The organism is Micromonospora noduli (assembly GCF_003264475.1).
GTDB classification, from domain to species: domain Bacteria; phylum Actinomycetota; class Actinomycetes; order Mycobacteriales; family Micromonosporaceae; genus Micromonospora; species Micromonospora noduli.
In genome coordinates this window covers 377,185-392,662 of record NZ_PYAC01000042.1, presented here as the reverse complement: position 1 = coordinate 392,662, position 15,478 = coordinate 377,185, and the positions used below count along the sequence as shown (strand labels likewise).

At 70.9% G+C, this 15,478-nt stretch carries 13 protein-coding genes; 8 read left to right on the top strand and 5 right to left on the bottom strand.

All coding sequences use genetic code 11. From position 1 onward, the window contains the following. The first annotated feature begins 108 nt into the window (after positions 1–108). A complete protein-coding gene (locus MED15_RS30795) occupies positions 109–1,482 on the top strand; it encodes an MFS transporter (protein WP_112725337.1) in 1,374 nt (457 codons plus the stop codon). Here MED15_RS30795 and MED15_RS30790 read toward each other — a convergent pair. Then, positions 1,472–1,714, bottom strand: coding sequence for a mycoredoxin (locus tag MED15_RS30790; RefSeq protein ID WP_112583695.1), 243 nt, complete (start codon positions 1,712–1,714; stop codon positions 1,472–1,474). The genes MED15_RS30795 and MED15_RS30790 overlap by 11 nt on opposite strands. Positions 1,715–1,806: 92 nt before the next feature. Here MED15_RS30790 and MED15_RS30785 point away from each other — a divergent pair, with 92 nt between their 5' ends. From MED15_RS30785 to MED15_RS30775, 3 genes are all read left to right on the top strand, one after another. After that, the gene (locus MED15_RS30785; protein WP_112583694.1) at positions 1,807–3,972 is read left to right on the top strand and encodes an ATP-dependent DNA helicase UvrD2; all 2,166 of its coding nucleotides are present in this window, start codon (positions 1,807–1,809) and stop codon (positions 3,970–3,972) included. 155 nt (positions 3,973–4,127) lie between these two features. Continuing rightward, on the top strand, positions 4,128–4,343 hold the full coding sequence (locus MED15_RS30780; protein ID WP_181518366.1) for a hypothetical protein: 216 nt from the start codon (positions 4,128–4,130) through the stop codon (positions 4,341–4,343). A 130-nt stretch (positions 4,344–4,473) separates the two neighbouring features. Beyond that, the gene (locus MED15_RS30775; RefSeq protein WP_030490434.1) at positions 4,474–4,839 is read left to right on the top strand and encodes a WhiB family transcriptional regulator; all 366 of its coding nucleotides are present in this window, start codon (positions 4,474–4,476) and stop codon (positions 4,837–4,839) included. A gap of 315 nt (positions 4,840–5,154) precedes the next feature. Here MED15_RS30775 and MED15_RS30765 read toward each other — a convergent pair whose 3' ends face one another. From MED15_RS30765 to MED15_RS33695, 3 genes are all read right to left on the bottom strand, one after another. Continuing rightward, a complete protein-coding gene (locus MED15_RS30765) occupies positions 5,155–6,501 on the bottom strand; it encodes an ABC1 kinase family protein (protein WP_112725338.1) in 1,347 nt (448 codons plus the stop codon). Beyond that, complete coding sequence (locus MED15_RS30760; RefSeq protein ID WP_112737679.1) at positions 6,498–7,610, bottom strand: TOMM precursor leader peptide-binding protein; 1,113 nt, start codon at positions 7,608–7,610, stop codon at positions 6,498–6,500. The genes MED15_RS30765 and MED15_RS30760 overlap by 4 nt, the downstream gene beginning before the upstream one ends. Before the next feature lie 223 nt (positions 7,611–7,833). After that, positions 7,834–8,004, bottom strand: a complete 171-nt coding sequence (locus tag MED15_RS33695; RefSeq protein WP_167457767.1) for a DUF5679 domain-containing protein — start codon at positions 8,002–8,004, stop codon at positions 7,834–7,836. Positions 8,005–8,517: 513 nt separating this feature from the next. Between MED15_RS33695 and MED15_RS30750 the strand changes: the two genes are divergently transcribed. Together MED15_RS30750 and MED15_RS30745 are read left to right on the top strand one after the other, a co-directional pair. After that, positions 8,518–9,051, top strand: a complete 534-nt coding sequence (locus tag MED15_RS30750; RefSeq protein ID WP_091406137.1) for a M48 metallopeptidase family protein — start codon at positions 8,518–8,520, stop codon at positions 9,049–9,051. 186 nt (positions 9,052–9,237) lie between these two features. Beyond that, entirely contained in the window at positions 9,238–9,846 is a 609-nt protein-coding gene (locus MED15_RS30745) for a hypothetical protein (RefSeq protein ID WP_112583691.1), read from the top strand. Between the two features lie 82 nt (positions 9,847–9,928). Here the strand turns inward: MED15_RS30745 and MED15_RS30740 are convergent, their stop codons facing one another. Then, complete coding sequence (locus MED15_RS30740) at positions 9,929–11,263, bottom strand: zinc-dependent metalloprotease (protein ID WP_225855440.1); 1,335 nt, start codon at positions 11,261–11,263, stop codon at positions 9,929–9,931. Between the two features lie 115 nt (positions 11,264–11,378). Between MED15_RS30740 and MED15_RS30735 the strand changes: the two genes are divergently transcribed. Both MED15_RS30735 and MED15_RS30730 read left to right on the top strand, forming a co-directional pair. Beyond that, entirely contained in the window at positions 11,379–12,392 is a 1,014-nt protein-coding gene (locus MED15_RS30735; RefSeq protein ID WP_181562510.1) for a YlbL family protein, read from the top strand. Positions 12,393–12,488: 96 nt separating this feature from the next. After that, positions 12,489–15,476, top strand: coding sequence for a UPF0182 family membrane protein (locus MED15_RS30730; RefSeq protein WP_112600954.1), 2,988 nt, complete (start codon positions 12,489–12,491; stop codon positions 15,474–15,476). Positions 15,477–15,478 lie beyond the last annotated feature (2 nt).

The following is a 15,478-nucleotide window of genomic DNA, read 5'->3' as shown; positions in this document are numbered from 1 at the left end:
GGGCGTGTCTTGCGAAAATCGCACCACGGGAATGCCGGACGACGACGGACCCGCGGTCGCGGCCCGTCGACCTCGCCCACCTGGGCAGCCATCCCGCCGGAGGGACCCATGCGCACGATCCTGCGCCGACCCGACTTCCGCCTGCTCTTCGGCGGCCTGCTGGCCAGCATGACCGCCGAGTCGATCCTGCTGCTCGCACTTGCCATCTGGGTCAAGGATCTGACTGGCTCGAACGGGTTGGCCGGTGCCACGATCTTCGCGGTCATCGCGCCGATGACGCTGGCGCCGCTGGTCGGCTGGGTCGTCGACCGCTACCCGCGCCGACCGTTCTTCGTGGCCGCGAACGTGCTGACCGCAGCCCTGCTCGCCCCGTTGTTCACCGTCCGCGATGCGGGCGACGTCTGGGTCGTCTATCTGGTGGCCGCCCTGTACGGACTCTCGTCCATCACGCTCGGCGCGGCGCTCAGTGGGCTCATCCGCGAGATGGTGCCGGTCGAGCTGCTGGCCGACGCGAACGGCGTGCTGCAGACCGTACGTCAGGGGATCCGACTGGTCGGCCCGCTGGTGGGCGCGGCGCTCTACGCGGCGCTCGGCGGGTGGGCGCTGGCCGGAATCGGCATGGTCGGATTTCTGACCGCGGCGGCGGTGGTCACCGCGCTGCCCACCCCGCAACAGCTGCCACCGGCCGTACGGCTGCGGTGGCCGGCCGAACTGGGCGCCGGTCTGCGGCACCTGGCCGGCGAGCCGGCCCTGCGGCGGGCCCTGCTCGGCTACGGGCTCGGGTCACTGGTGATGGGCTTCAGCGAGTCGCTCATCTTCGCCTACGTCGACCAGGGGCTGAACCGGGATGCCGCCTTCGTGGGGGTGCTGGTCACCGTGCAGGGCGTCGGTGGTCTGCTCGGTGGACTCTGCTCACCGACGCTGGTCCGCCGGCTCGGAGAGGTCGGCACGCTGGCCGCCGGGGTCGCCTTCTTCTCTCCGGCCGCGCTCGCGCTCGCGTTCCCCGATCTGCGGCTCGGGTTCGCGGCGGTGCTGCTGGCCGGGGTCTCGCTCCCGCTGACGATGGTTGGTTTGCACACGCTGATCCAGCGCCGCACGCCGCCTTCGCTGGTCGGCCGGGTCGCCGCGGCCACCCAGGCGGTGGTCAGCGGGCCGCAGGCGGTCTCCATCGGGGCGGGTGCCCTGCTGGTCGGGTTCCTGGACTACCGGCTGCTGTTCGCGCTGGTCGGGGTGGCCACCCTGGCCGCCGGCAGCTACCTGTGGAGGGGCCGGCACCTGAGCGCGCCGGCCGGGGCCCGCCCGCCGACGCCGCCCACCCGCCCGACGCTCCCGGCACCCCGCCGACCGGCCGAGGACGCCGACCGATCCGAGCTTTCGTCACCCGCCGACCGCCGCCGCCGTGACCCGCTCCGGAACACGACGAGCGGCCGTCCCGGGTGGGGCGGCCGCTCGTCGAGAATGAACCGGCAGATCAGGCGTTGAGAGTCTCCAGGTGCTGCTTCACCTGGACGATCGAGGGATTCGTCAGGGCGCTGCCATCGGCGAAGCGCAGCGTCGGCACCGTCTGGTTGCCGCCGTTGACGCTCATCACGAACTCCGCGGCCTTCGGGTCCTGCTCGATGTCGACCACCTCGTACCCGATGCCCTCCCGGTCGAGCTGTGACTTCAGCCGGTGGCAGTAGCCGCACCAGGGGGTGGAATACATCGTCAGCATCCTCGGATCCTCCAACTCCTCCGGCCGCGGCTTGCGGATCAAGCCGAGCCTGTTCGCTGCAACGCTGGGAGGAGCTGAGATGATTCCTGGTTGTGGCGGTTCACTCAGCGTCGGAACAGGTGCTCGCCGGGCTGGACCCGGAGCAACGCTCCGCCGTGACCGCACCTGCCGGCCCGGTCTGCATCCTGGCCGGCGCCGGCACCGGCAAGACCCGGGCGATCACCTCCCGAATCGCCCACCGGGCGCTCTCCGGGGAGATCTCCCCCCGGCACGTGCTCGCTGTCACCTTCACCGCCCGCGCCGCCGCCGAGATGCGACACCGTCTCACTCTGCTCGGGGCGCACGGTGTCCAGGCGCGAACATTTCACGCGGCCGCGCTGCGCCAGGTGCGGTACTTCGCGCCCCGGCTGCTGGCCGGCCGCGCCATGCCCGAACTGCTGGACAGCAAGGTACGACTGGTCACCCTCGCAGCCGCCCGGGTCGGCCTGCGTACCGACCGGGCCGCCGCCCGCGACCTGGCCGGCGAGATCGAGTGGGCGAAGTCGTCGCTGATCGAGCCGACGGACTACGTGGTGGCCGCGGCCCGGGCACTGCGCGACACACCGCACGAGCCGACGAAGGTCGCCGACGTGTTCACCGCGTACGAACAGCTCAAACGGTCCAACGGCGTGATCGACTTCGAGGACATGCTGCGGGCCGCGGTGTGGGGCATCGAGGAGCACCCCGACGTCGGTGAGCAGATCCGCACCCAGTACCGGCACTTCGTGGTCGACGAGTACCAGGACGTCAACCCCCTCCAGCAGCGGTTGCTGGACGCCTGGCTGGCCGGCCGCAACGACCTGACCGTGGTCGGCGACGCCAGCCAGACGATCTACTCGTTCACCGGGGCGACCTCCGCGTACCTGGTCGACTTTCCCCGCCGGCACCGCAATGCCACAGTGGTGCGGCTGGTCCGTGACTACCGCTCCACCCCGCAGGTGGTCGGGCTGGCCAACGCGGTGATCTCCCAGGCCCGGGGCACCGAGGCGCGCCTGCGGCTGGAGCTGAGCGGGCAACGCCCATCCGGCCCCGAGCCGGACCTGCGGATCTTCACCGACGAGCCGGCCGAGGCGAACGCGGTGGCCGCGCGCTGCCGGTCACTGATCGACGCGGGCACGCCGGCGAAGGAGATCGCCGTGCTGTTCCGCGTCAACGCGCAGTCCGAGGCGTACGAGAAGGCGCTCACCGAGGCCGCGGTGCCGTACGTCGTGCAGGGCGCGGAGCGGTTCTTCGAACGGACCGAGGTGCGCCAGGCGATGGTCGCGCTGCGTGCGGCCACCCGCTCGATCCCGGGGGAGACACCGCTGCCGGCCGCCGTCGTCGAGGCGCTCACCGCCGTCGGCTGGGCTCCGGACGCGCCCCCGGCCGGCGGCGCGGCCCGCGAGCGATGGGAGGCGCTGTCCGCGCTGGTCCAACTCGCCGAGGAGTACGCGGCCACCCCCGAGGTCGTGCCGATCGGCGAGGCCGCCTCGGTGGAGCGCCCGGTCACCCTCACCGACTTCACCGAGGAACTGGCGCGCCGGGCCGCCCAGCAGCACGTGCCGACGGTGGACGGCGTGACGCTGGCGTCCCTGCACTCGGCCAAGGGGTTGGAGTGGGACGCGGTCTTCCTGGTCGGCCTCGCCGAGGGCACCCTGCCCACCACGTACGCCAAGACCGTCGAACAGGTCGAGGAGGAGCGCCGGCTGCTCTACGTCGGGATCACCCGCGCCCGGGAGTGGCTCTGGCTGTCGTACGCCACCGCACGCTCGCCGGGCGGACGGGCCCGGCGGCCGTCGCGGTTCCTGCCCCAACTGGACCGCTCCGGCGGCACCGAACGGGCGACCGGTGGCGCTGGTCCGGCCCGCCGTCCCGAGCGACGGCGAACCCAGATCGTCTCCTGCCGGATCTGCGGCGCCACCCTGCTCGCCGGCCCGGACCGCAAGCTCGGCCGCTGCCCCACCTGCCCGTCCGACATAGACGATGAGCTGCACGAACGGCTGCGCGAGTGGCGGCAGCGGGTGGCCGGTGCGCAGAAGGTCCCGGCGTACGTGGTCTTCACCGACGCGACGCTTGTCGCGTTGGCCGAGCGACGTCCGGGCCGGTCGGAGGAGTTGATCGCCATCGCCGGTATCGGCCCGCGCAAGCTGGGCCTCTACGGGGAGTCGGTGCTGGCCCTCGTGGCCGGTGCCGGAGTGGACGATGTCTGCCCGGAGAAAACTTTCGAAATCTCGTCGTAAATTCGTTTGCCCTCGCCCCGGCGCGAGGAATAGCCTCAGGACACACCACGCGAGCGGCGCCATTCCGGCTGCTCACGGGGTGCGGTCCAGTCGATTCGAGGAACGTGAGGGAGGTGGTTCCCGTGAAGATCTTCACCTATGAGCGTCTGGCGGCGATGCCGTCTGTCTGCGCTCCGCTGTCGGCTGTCCGGGTGGCCCTTGCGGCTGCACGACCGTCGGTTCCACAGGTGCACCAGGTTCAGGCCGAGCTGATCCTGACCGTCGCGCCCGCTGGAGTCGAGGGGACCAGTGGCTTCACGGGCAATGGCATCCAGGTCGCCAAGAAGCGCATGGATGTCCGCGGCGTTCCACCTCGAGGTAAACCGGTCTGACCATCAGACTCCGGCTCACCTCGAGGCCGCGGAACCCGCTTACCGGGATCCGCGGCCTCAGTTTTTTGCCCGCCGTAAGTACGTCGGAATGCGATCCACGAGATCGAAGTGAGAGAGAGGTGACCGGGAGATGAGTCTGGCGTTGGCCCCCCTCGACATGAGCGTCGAGATGGAGGCGAACCTGCCCTGCCGGAAGTTCGACCCCGACCTGTGGTTCTCCGACTCGCCCACCGAGCTCGAGCTGGCCAAGTCACTCTGCGGGGACTGCCCGCTGCGTGTCGAGTGCCTGGCCGGAGCCGTTGAGCGAGCGGAGCCGTGGGGCGTCTGGGGCGGCGAGATCTTCGAGCGTGGCGCGGTTGTCCCGCGTAAGCGGCCCCGTGGCCGTCCGCGTAAGGAGGACGTCGCCCGTGACGCCGAGCTTCGGGTCGAGGCCGAGGCGCGCCTGGCGGCCAGTGGGCTGTCCGAGGTGCGTGGCGCGGTCCGGCTGGCAGCCTGACATGTTCCCGACCCGTTCCAACTACGCCGGTGGCACACCGGCAGTGAGTGAGAAAACGATGTTGAACGTTCCGAGTGGAGCCTTCGAGATGCAACTACTCCACGAAGCGTTGACCCGGGCTCGAATGCGCCGGCCTCAGGCCGGTCGTACCACCACGAGCACTGAGGCAACCCGATCCGCCCGTACCGTCGCCATGACCAGCCGCAACCAGGCGGCTCGCGACCTGGGCGTTCTCTAGTACCACCCCACGCAGAAGGGCGGGTGCCGGTCGGCACCCGCCCTTCCCCATGTCGTCAGGCGCCCGGGCCTCGACGGTCAGGCGACCGGGGCGAAGCCGGGCAGCCAGCGCTCCAGGATGCTTCGGTACGGCGCCTTCGCCTCCAACTGGCAGAGCACCCCGATCGACCCGAGTGTCACCCGGTGGATCAGCAGGTACGAGGGGGGCAGATTGAGCCGCTTGCTCAGCTGGTAGGTGGGGGAGCGGGGGCTGGCCAGTCGACCCGCCTCGGCCCGTAGCCAGGCCCGGGTGAACCGGAAACCGTCCGCCGCGATTGGCTCCAACATGGGGCGGATGAAGTCGAGCACCCCCTCGGCGTCGATCTCCTCGGTCGAGCCGATGAACCCCTCCGACCGCAGCCCTGCCACCACCTCGTTGGCATCGCCGCGCAGGGCCGTCGCGGCGATACGGCCGATCGGCTCCGGGGTGCCCTCCGGCATCCGGGCCACCGCACCGAAGTCGATCACCCCGAGCCGACCGTCGGGCAGCAGCCTGAAATTTCCCGGGTGCGGGTCGGCGTGCAGCAGCCCAGCCCGCTGCGGCGCGGAGAGGTGCAGGGTGGCCATCAACCGACCCGCCTCGTCGCGCTCCTCCTCGGTGCCCTCGCGGATGATGTCGGCCAGCGGGGTGCCCGTCACCCATTCGGTGACCAGCACCCGGGGTGAGGCGTCGACCACTTCCGGGATGAAGATCTCCGGGTCGTCGGCGTACGCGGCGGCGAAGGTGCGCTGCGACTCGGCCTCCAACTCGTAGTCCAACTCCTCGGTGATCCGTTCGCGCAGCTCGGCCAGGAGTGGCTTGACGTCCAGGCCGGGCTGGATGGCCCGGAACATCCCACCCAGGCGGGACAGCTGCTTGAGGTCGGCGAGCAGGGCGTCGCCAGCCCCCGGATACTGGATCTTGACCGCCACGTCGCGGCTGTGCGGTGCACCCGATTCGTCGTACCCGGGCTCGCGCCAGCGCGCCCGGTGCACCTGGCCGATGCTGGCGGCGGCGGCCGGGACGTCGTTGAACTCGACGAACAGGTCCCGCCAGTCGGGGCCGAGCTGCTCGGCCAGCACCTTGTGCACGCTGGCGGCCGGCAGCGGTGGCGCCGCCTCCTGCAGCTTCGTCAGCGCCTGCCGGTAGGGGGCGGCGATCTCCTCCGGCAATGCCGCCTCGAAGACCGACAACGCCTGGCCGAACTTCATCGCCCCGCCCTTGAGCTGGCCCAACACGCTGAACAGCTGCTCGGCGGTGCGCTGCTGAATCTCTGCGGAGATCACGTCGGAGGCGAGCCCGGTGACGCGCTTTCCCATCCCGAGAACGGTCCGGCCGGCGAAGCCGAGCGGCAGGGCGGCGAGCTTGGCGGTGCGGGACACGGCGCGGCGCGGGATGTCGGTCACACGGTCATTGTTACCGACCGGAGGGCCCCGCTGCTGCTCTGCGGCTGGGCTGGTGCGGACACTCGGCCTCGCGAGCACCCACACGCCGGGTGTGGCGGCCAACCCCGACGACGGAAACGACCGGCACCGGTGATCTCCATGGCACCACCCAGCGTCTCCGGCTGGCCGCCGTCCAGCTGCGTCAGCGCCTCGGCCACCGCGTACCCGCAGGCGACGAGCAGCGTGCCGGTCGTTCCGGCGGCCACCGGGTCGGCGGCGGCGAGTTGAGCGGCGAGCCGTGGCCAGTCCGGGTCGCGATCGGCCCGGTGCAGCTCGACGCAGTGCAGGCAGGGCCCGGCGGGTGGGCGGACCAACGGCCCGATCACCGGTACGCCTTCGCGCAGCGTGACCAGCAGGTGCGGCTGCCGGCGCTGGGCGAGACCGGCGGCGAGCAGCGCCGGAGGCCGGTCCGTGCCGAGCTGGATCACCAGGTCGATCCGCCCGGCGCGGCTCGGCCGGGTGCCGGTGCCCGGTGCGACGCGGTTGACCGCAGCCCGCACCGCCGGTGCCAGCGGCCGACCCAGTTCGGCGGCGGGGATGCCCGTGCCGATCAGGTCGACGGGGCGTACCGGGCCGGTGAGCTGGGGAATCACCTGCCCTACGCCGGACTGGGCCAACGCCACCGTCAGCGGCCCGCCGAGCGCCCCGGCGCCGGTGAGCAGGACGCGGGCCGCCCGCCGCCTACGTAGAACCTGCGCGGGGGTGCCGGGCAGTCGGGCGGCGGCCAGGGCCAGCGCGCCGGCCTCCGCCGCGAGCCGGGCGCGGACCGGGCCGGTCAGGTCGCGGGGGAGCAGGCTGTGCGCGGGCACCAACAGGCCGGCGCCCCGCAGGGTGTCGAGCAGGGTAAGCGCGTCGTCGACGCTGACCTGGACGGACGCCGCCTGGGCCAGCACGGTGCGCTCACTGCGGGTGCCGTCGAGCAGATCGAGCAGGTGTGCGGCGCGGGGGTTGGCCAACTCCAGTAGGGCGGCCGGCCCAGGGCCGACGCCGAGTTGAAGGGTGTGCCGGTCCCGCCAGAGCCGGTTGAGGCCGGGCAGCAGGGTGGGGCGGGGCAGTACGGTGCGGCTCATGGTCACGAATCGTGATCGCAACCTCGCGTTCGGTCGATCGTTGTCCACAGGCGGTCAGGCCGCTGTCCAGCGCTATCCACAGGGTTTGACGGGTTTTCCACAGCCCTTCGTGCCTGCTGTCGGTCACCCGACAGCGCTACGGCAGCGGTGGCAGGCACTCCCGATTCGGCAACGGGGGTGGGGCGGCCACCCGGCCACCCCACCCCCCGTTCACCCGTTCGGGTCAGACCTTGGCCTTGCCCAGGATGCGGTTCACTGTTGTACCGCATACCGGACACTTGCCCTTGGCCATGTTCATCCCGGTCTTCGAGACCTCGACGTGCCCCTCGAAGTCCCGCTTCTCCTTGCACTTCACGCAGTAACCGTTGTAGGTCGTCTGGGCCTGGTCGGCCACGGTGCCCTCCTCGTCTCGTCCGCCGGTCAATGCCGTTCCGGCGGGGTGCCCGGCGGCGGGCCACACGGGGCGCCGGCGCTGGGTCTCACTCCGCGGCCACCTTCGTGACCGCTGGTTCGCGGACCCTACCCAGGTCTGGGCAGTTCCATGTCAGCTGTGCATCGACACTGTGAGCAAGTCGACGTCGAGAGTGTGCACGGCGAAATAGGTCGGATAAGTCAGTTTGGCGGGGACACGCCGACCAAACCCTGACAGCCACCCGTGCGAGTGCCCCCGCGGCGGCATCCGGGGCGGTGATCACCTACGGTGGAGACGTGCCGCGCACCGGCGCCATCGGCGTTCACCAAGGGTGACGAGATGGCGCGATGACGCTGCGGTCAAGAAATTTTCGGGACGGCTGGCGACCAATCACCATTTTCTGGGCGCGTGTCGTGCGGTTGACTCTTGCGGACCCCTGGTCAGTGGGCATTAGCTTTCCCTCGTGACACGTAGTCGAGGCTGCGCGGGCCAGTGATGGCGGGGACGCGCAAGCCGGTCGTCGAGGTGCGGCGCAGTCAGCGTCGACGACGCACGGTGTCCGCGTACCGTGACGGTGAGCGAGTGGTCGTCCTCATCCCCGACCAGTTCTCCCGTGCCGAGGAGAGCGAGTGGGTCGACCGGATGCTCGCCCGGCTCGCCGCCCGGGAGGGGCGCCTCGCCCGCTCCGACGACGAGCTGCTGGCCCGCGCCAATCGGCTCATCGACCTCTACCTCGCCGGGTACGCCACGAAGGCGGTGCCGGCCAGCGTCCGGTGGGTCACCAATCAGAACGGCCGGTGGGGCTCCTGCACACCGGCGGACCGCAGCATCCGAATCTCGCACCGCGTCCAGGAGATGCCCGAATGGGTGATCGACTACGTGTTGCTGCACGAGTTGGCGCACCTCATCGTGCCCAGCCACAACGCCCGGTTCTGGGCGTTGGTCGGTCGCTATCCCAAGGCGGAACGCGCCCGCGGCTACCTCGAAGGGGTCGCCGCCGCCTCCTCCTGCGCACCGCTTCCCACCTGATCCACACCCCCCGACGCGCGTGATCGACCTAGATCCACTCGCCTTCCTGAAAAACGCGCTATCCGCGCTGCTGGGACACCGCGACTTCAATGAAGCCGGGTTGATCATGCCGTCGAGCCGCGCCAGGGCGCTCCGGGGGCGGGCCGGGTGGGGTGGCTGTGTGGGGTGGGGCGCTAGGGTCGGGGGATGGCGCGACGGGTGGTGGTGGCGTTGCTCGGGCCGGTGCACTGGTCGCCGCCCGGCGTCGACCTGGCGCAGTGGCGAGCGGCGCTCGCGGAAGACGTCATCGACCTGTTCGCCACGCTCAACGAGGTGGAGGTCGCGGTCGCGGTGACCCCGGCCGACCGGGCCCTGGCCGATGCGCTGGTGTGGCCCGGTACGGCGGTGTACGAGGTGGCCGAGCCGACGCCGAACGCCGTGTTCGCCGCGCTGGAGGGGTACGACCAGGCGGCCGTGCTGGTCAGTGACGTGCCTGACCTGCCCGCCCTGACCGTCGGCAAGCTGCTCCGCCCACTCACCAGCCGGCCGGTCGCGGTGGCCCCGGTCGAGGGCGGCGGCCCGGGTCTGCTCGGGGTCGCGGTACGACTGCCCGCGCCGGACTGGCTGCCGACGCTGGAGCTGGACACGGCGACGCCGGCTGAGGCGCGTGCCAACGCCCCGCGCCCGGGTGACGTGGCGGTCACCACGGGTTGGCGACGACTGCGCGGTCCGGCTGACCTGGCCACGCTGGACCCGGCCTTCGAGGGCTGGGAAGCGACGCGCGCCCTGCTCTCCGGGTCGGGCCGACCCATCTGAACCGTCGGCACCGCCGAACGCGCCGCGGGTGCCCGCTGCCGATCTGCGGGCACCCGCGGCGCAGGCCGTCGATGTGCGGGCGTCAGGACTTGGTGTCGCCCTCGCCGTCGGTCTCGTCGGACGGACCGGGCTGCCCCGACTGACCCGACGGACCGGGCTGATCCAACTGGCCGGGGGCCTTCTCCTCCACCCCGCCGGGGGCGGTGAAGTCAAAGCTGTCCAGCTCGCTGAGGTCCATGTCGTTCATCGCGAAGGCGACCGGGTCGGCGAAGTCGTCGTCCGACGGGAGCAGGTCCGGGTGGCCCCAGACGGCGTCGCGGCCCTCGATGCCACGGTGCTGGGTGAGCGCGGCCCAGAGCGCCGCGGCCTCGCGAAGTCGGCGGGGGCGCAGTTCCAGACCGACCAGCGCGGCGAAGGTCTGCTCGGCGGGACCGCCGGCGGCCCGGCGACGGCGGAACGCCTCGCCCAGCCGGACGACGTTGGGCAGCCGGTCGCTGGCGGCGCTGTCGACGACGTGGCACACCCAGCCCTCGACCAGGGCGAGTGCGGTCTCCAGGCGCGCCAGTGAGGCCTTCTGCGCCGGGGTGTCCTCCGGGGTGAAGATGCCCTCCAGGGCGATCGCCTGCATCGACTCGGGGTCGGTCGGGTCGACCCGACCCATCGCCTCCTCGATCGCCTCCCGGTTGACCCGGATGCCCGAGGCGTACATCTCGACCGCGCTGAGCACATGCCCACGCAGCCACGGGACGTGCTGGAACAGCCGCTGGTGGGCGGCCTCGCGCAGCGCCACGTAGAGGCGGACCTCGTCCTCGGGCAGTTCCAGGCCCTCGCCGTACGCCCGGATGTTGGCGGGGATCAGCGCGGCCGTGCCGGCCGGGCCGAGCGGCAGCCCGATGTCGCCGGCGGAGAGCACCTCCGCGGCGAGCGAACCGAGGGCCTGGCCCAGCTGGCCACCGAAGAGCGCGCCGCCGAGGGAGGCCACCATCGACTGCATCGGGCCGAGCTGGGCGCGCGCCTCCGGTGGCACCAGGTCGCCCATCGCACCGACCATCCGGCTGGCGACGGGGTCGCACAGCTTGCGCCACACGTCCAGCGTCTTGAAGATCCACTCGTTGCGGTTCCACGCAACGGGGTTCTGGATGCCGGAGGGCCACGCCGAGGCGGGCTCCAACCACAGGTCGGCGAGGCGCAGCGCCTCCTCGACCGCGTTGCGCTCGTACATCGACACCGCCGGGTCACCGGCGGCCGCGAGCTGGCTGGCTGCTACCTGCCGGGCCAGGTCCCAGTTGACCGGCCCGCTGCCCGGCGCGGAGAGCAGGTGCTGCAACTGCGACATGAACTGCTGCATCTGCGCGGGATCGTTGGGGTCTGGTGGTTGCCCACCCGGGAGCGCGAAACCGAACGGAATATCAGGCACGACATCTACGGTACGCGGACCGCGCCCCAGGTAGCCGCCGCTGGCGTTGCGCTGAGGGCGAAGTCGCGCGGCGCATCCGGCGGGTGACCCGCAGCCGGTCGGTACGCTCTGCGGCATGAGACGTCGTGGCCTGACGGTCCTGCTCGGTGCCCTGTTCACCGCCCTGCTGAGCATCGGGGTGCTCCGGGTGCCGATTCCGTACGTGGTGCTGGGCCCGGGGCCGACGGTCAACACCCTCGGTACGACCGACGGTAAGGAGGTCATCCAGGTCTCCGGTCGGGAGACCTCGACCTCGGCCGGCCAGTTGCGGCTGACCACGGTGGGGGTGCAGCCCACGGTGCGGTTGCGGGGGGCGATCGCTGGCTGGTTCTCTGACGACGAGGCGGTGGTGCCGCGTGAGCTGGTCTACCCGCCGGGGGAGTCGACGGAGCAGGTCGAGCAGCGCAACGCCGAGGACTTCAAGGCGTCGCAGACCAGCGCGGAGACCGCCGCGCTGCGGGAGCTGGGCTTTCCGGTGCAGGTGGTGATCAAGACGGTGGCCGGGGACGGCCCGGCGGCCGGGGCGCTGAAGGCCGGCGATGTGATCACCTCGGTGGACGGCCAGCCGGTGCCGGTGGCCGCGAAGGTCACCGAGCTGGTCCGGGCCAAGCCGGCGGGCACGGCGTTGACCATCGGCTACAGCCGTGACGGCGTGCCGGCCACCGCGACCGTGACCAGTCAGGAGCAGGACGGCCGACCGCGGATCGGTGTCGAGATCGATCAGCAGCAGCCGCACCCGTTCACGCTCGGCATCGACCTGGGGGACATCGGCGGGCCGAGCGCCGGTCTGATGTTCGCCCTGGGGATCGTGGACAAGTTGACCCCGGCCGACCTCACCGGCGGCCAGATCATCGCCGGCACCGGCACCATCGACGACGAGGGCGCCGTCGGCCCGATCGGCGGGATCGCCCAGAAGCTGGTCGGCGCCAAGCGCGCCGGGGCGAAGGTCTTCCTGGTGCCGGCGGACAACTGCGCCGAGGCGGTCCGCAATCCGCAGCCCGATCTGCCGCTGTTGCGGGTGGGCTCGTTGGACGAGGCGATGACCGCCCTGGAGACGTTGCGCGCGGGTGGTCAGCCGACGCGTTGCTGACCGGTGTGACCGTGCCCCGACACGCTCAGGAACACCCCGTACTCTGGGTGCCTGGTCGGAGCCGATCATATCGAGCGTGCGGAGCCAACAGTGGTCATGCGAAGCAGCAGCCCCCTCCCGAGGATGAGCCGGCGCGGGCGCGTCACCATCGCGGTCCTGGTCGGGGTGTTCGTGCTCTTCACCCTGCTTGGCTGGGGTGTCCAGGCGTGGACCGACTGGCTCTGGTTCGACGAGGTCCGCTACACCGAGGTCTTCACCGGCGTCCTGCTCACCCGGCTGGTGCTCTTCCTCGCCATCGGCCTCGGCATGGCGCTGATCGTCGGTGGCAACCTGTGGCTGGCCTACCGGTTGCGCCCGCGACTGCGTCCGCACTCGGTGGAGCAGGCGACCCTGGAGCGCTACCGGATGGTGCTCAGCCCGCGTCTCGGCACCTGGATCTCGCTGACCGCCGCGGTGGTCGGGCTCTTCGCCGGTCTCTCCGCGCAGAACCGGTGGAACCAGTGGCTGCTCTTCCGCAACGGCGGTGACTTCGGCATCAAGGACCCGGAGTTCGGGGTCGACATCGGCTTCTACGTCTTCCAACTGCCGTTCTGGCGTTACCTGCTCGGGGTCGCCTTCACCGCTGTGGTGCTGGCTGTGATCGGCGCGCTGGCGGTGCACTACCTCTTCGGCGGGGTCCGCCTGCAGGGCGTCGGCGACCGGATGAGCAACGCGGCCCGCGCCCACCTGAGCACCCTGGTCGCGGTCTTCGTGCTGTTGAAGGCGATCGCGTACGTGTTGGACCGGCGGGCCATGCTGCTGGAGTACAACGAGGGTGCCAAGTTGTACGGCGCCGGCTACGCCGACGTCAACGCGTTGCTGCCGGCGAAGGAGATCCTCGCCTACATCTCGATCGTGGTGGCGATCGCGATCCTCGTGTTCTCCAACGCCTGGATGCGGAACCTGGTCTGGCCGGGGATCTCGCTGGCGCTGCTCGGCGTGTCCGCGGTGGCCATCGGCGGCATCTACCCCTGGGCGGTGCAGACCTTCGAGGTCAAGCCGAGCGCCAAGGACAAGGAAGCGCCGTACATCCAGCGCAGCATCGACGCGACGCGGGCGGCGTTCGGGTTGGGGGCCACCGAGACGACACCGTACGCGGCGAACAACCTCACCCCACCAGCGAACCTGGCCACCGACACCTCGGTGGTGTCGAACGTGCGACTGCTCGACCCGCAGCTGGTCAGCGAGACGTACACCCAGCTCCAGCAGGTGCGTGGCTTCTACGACTTCGGCCCGAAGCTGGACATCGACAGGTACGGGGTGAACGGCAAGGTCTCCGACTACGTGGTCGGCGTCCGGGAGATCAACTACGGCGAGCTGACCGACCAGCAGAACACCTGGATCAACCGGCACACCGTCTACACCCACGGGTACGGGCTGGTGGCCGCCCCGGCCAACCAGGTGGTCTGCGGCGGGCAGCCGTTCTTCGTCTCCGGCTTCCTCGGCGAGAAGACCCAGGAGGCGTGCTCCTCGCAGACCGAGCAGATCCCGGCCAAGCAGCCGCGCATCTACTACGGCGAGCGGATGGCGGCCGACGACTACGCCATCGTCGGGCAGTCCGACCCGAACAAGAAGGCCGAGTTCGACAGGCCGGTCGGTGAGGGCGGCGGCGAGTCCTACACCTACACCGGTGAGGGCGGTGTGGAGATCGGCTCCTTCACCCGGCGACTGCTGTACGCCATCAAGGAGCAGGAGTCGAACTTCCTGCTCTCCGAGGCGGTCAACAAGGACTCCAAGCTGCTCTACGTGCGCAACCCGCGCGACCGGGTGGAGAAGGTCGCGCCGTTCCTCACCCTGGACGGCGACCCGTACCCGGCGGTGGTCGACGGTCGGGTGCAGTGGATCGTGGACGGCTACACCACGGCGGCCTCCTACCCGTACGCGGAGAAGGTCAACCTGCAGACCGAGACCACCGACGAGTTGACCAACCGGGGCACCTTCCAGCTGGCCCGGGAGGACGTCAACTACATGCGTAACTCGGTGAAGGCCACCGTCGACGCGTACGACGGCACTGTGAAGCTCTACGAGTACGACGACACCGACCCGGTGCTCAAGGCATGGAACAAGGCGTTCGGCGGTGACCTGGTGCTGCCGAAGGCGGAGATCCCGGTCGAGCTGACCGAGCACCTGCGCTACCCGGCGGACATGTTCAAGGTGCAGCGCAACCTGCTCACCAAGTTCCACGTGACCAACCCGGGTGACTTCTACTCCGCGCAGGACTTCTGGCAGGTGCCCAACGTGCCGGACGCCCCGGACAGCGGCCAGAAGCAGCCTCCGTACTACCTGTTCACCCAGTTCCCCGGGCAGGAGAGCCCTCGGTTCCAGCTCACCTCGGCGGTCACCCCGAACGGCCGGCAGAACCTCGCCGCGCTGATCTCCGGGTCGTACGTCGAGGGGAAGCCCCGGCTGGAGGTGCTGGAGTTGCCGGACCAGACCCGGATCTCCGGCCCGGTGCAGGTGCACCAGCAGATGACGAACAACGCGAACATCCGTCAGCAGCTCAACCTGCTCTCCAGCAACCAGGCGCAGGTGCAGTACGGCAACCTGCTCTCGTTGCCCTTCGCCGACGGCATGCTCTACGTCGAGCCGGTCTACGTGAAGAGCAACCAGCAGGACGCGTACCCGCTGTTGCAGAAGGTGCTGCTCTCGTACGGTGACGGCGGCTCCTTCGTGGCGCTCGCCGACAACATCAACGACGGCATCAAGCAGTTGGTCGAGCAGGGTAAGAAGGCCGGGCAGGGCACGTCGCCGCCGCCGACGACCGGGGGTAACCCGACGACGCCCACGCCGACGCCTTCGGGCACGGCGACGCCAGCACCGACGGCGACCCCGAGCCCCGGCACCCCACCGCCGCCGACCGGTGACCTGGCCGCCGCCGCGGACCGGGTGCAGACCGCGATCACCGAGGTCCGGGCCGCGCAGACGTCCGGCGACTTCGAGCGGTACGGGCGGGCGCTGAAGGCCCTCGACGAGGCGCTCACCGCGTTCCAGCAGGCGCAGCAGGCCGCTGGTGCGCCGGGTGCCAGCCCGAGTGCCGGCGGCTGACC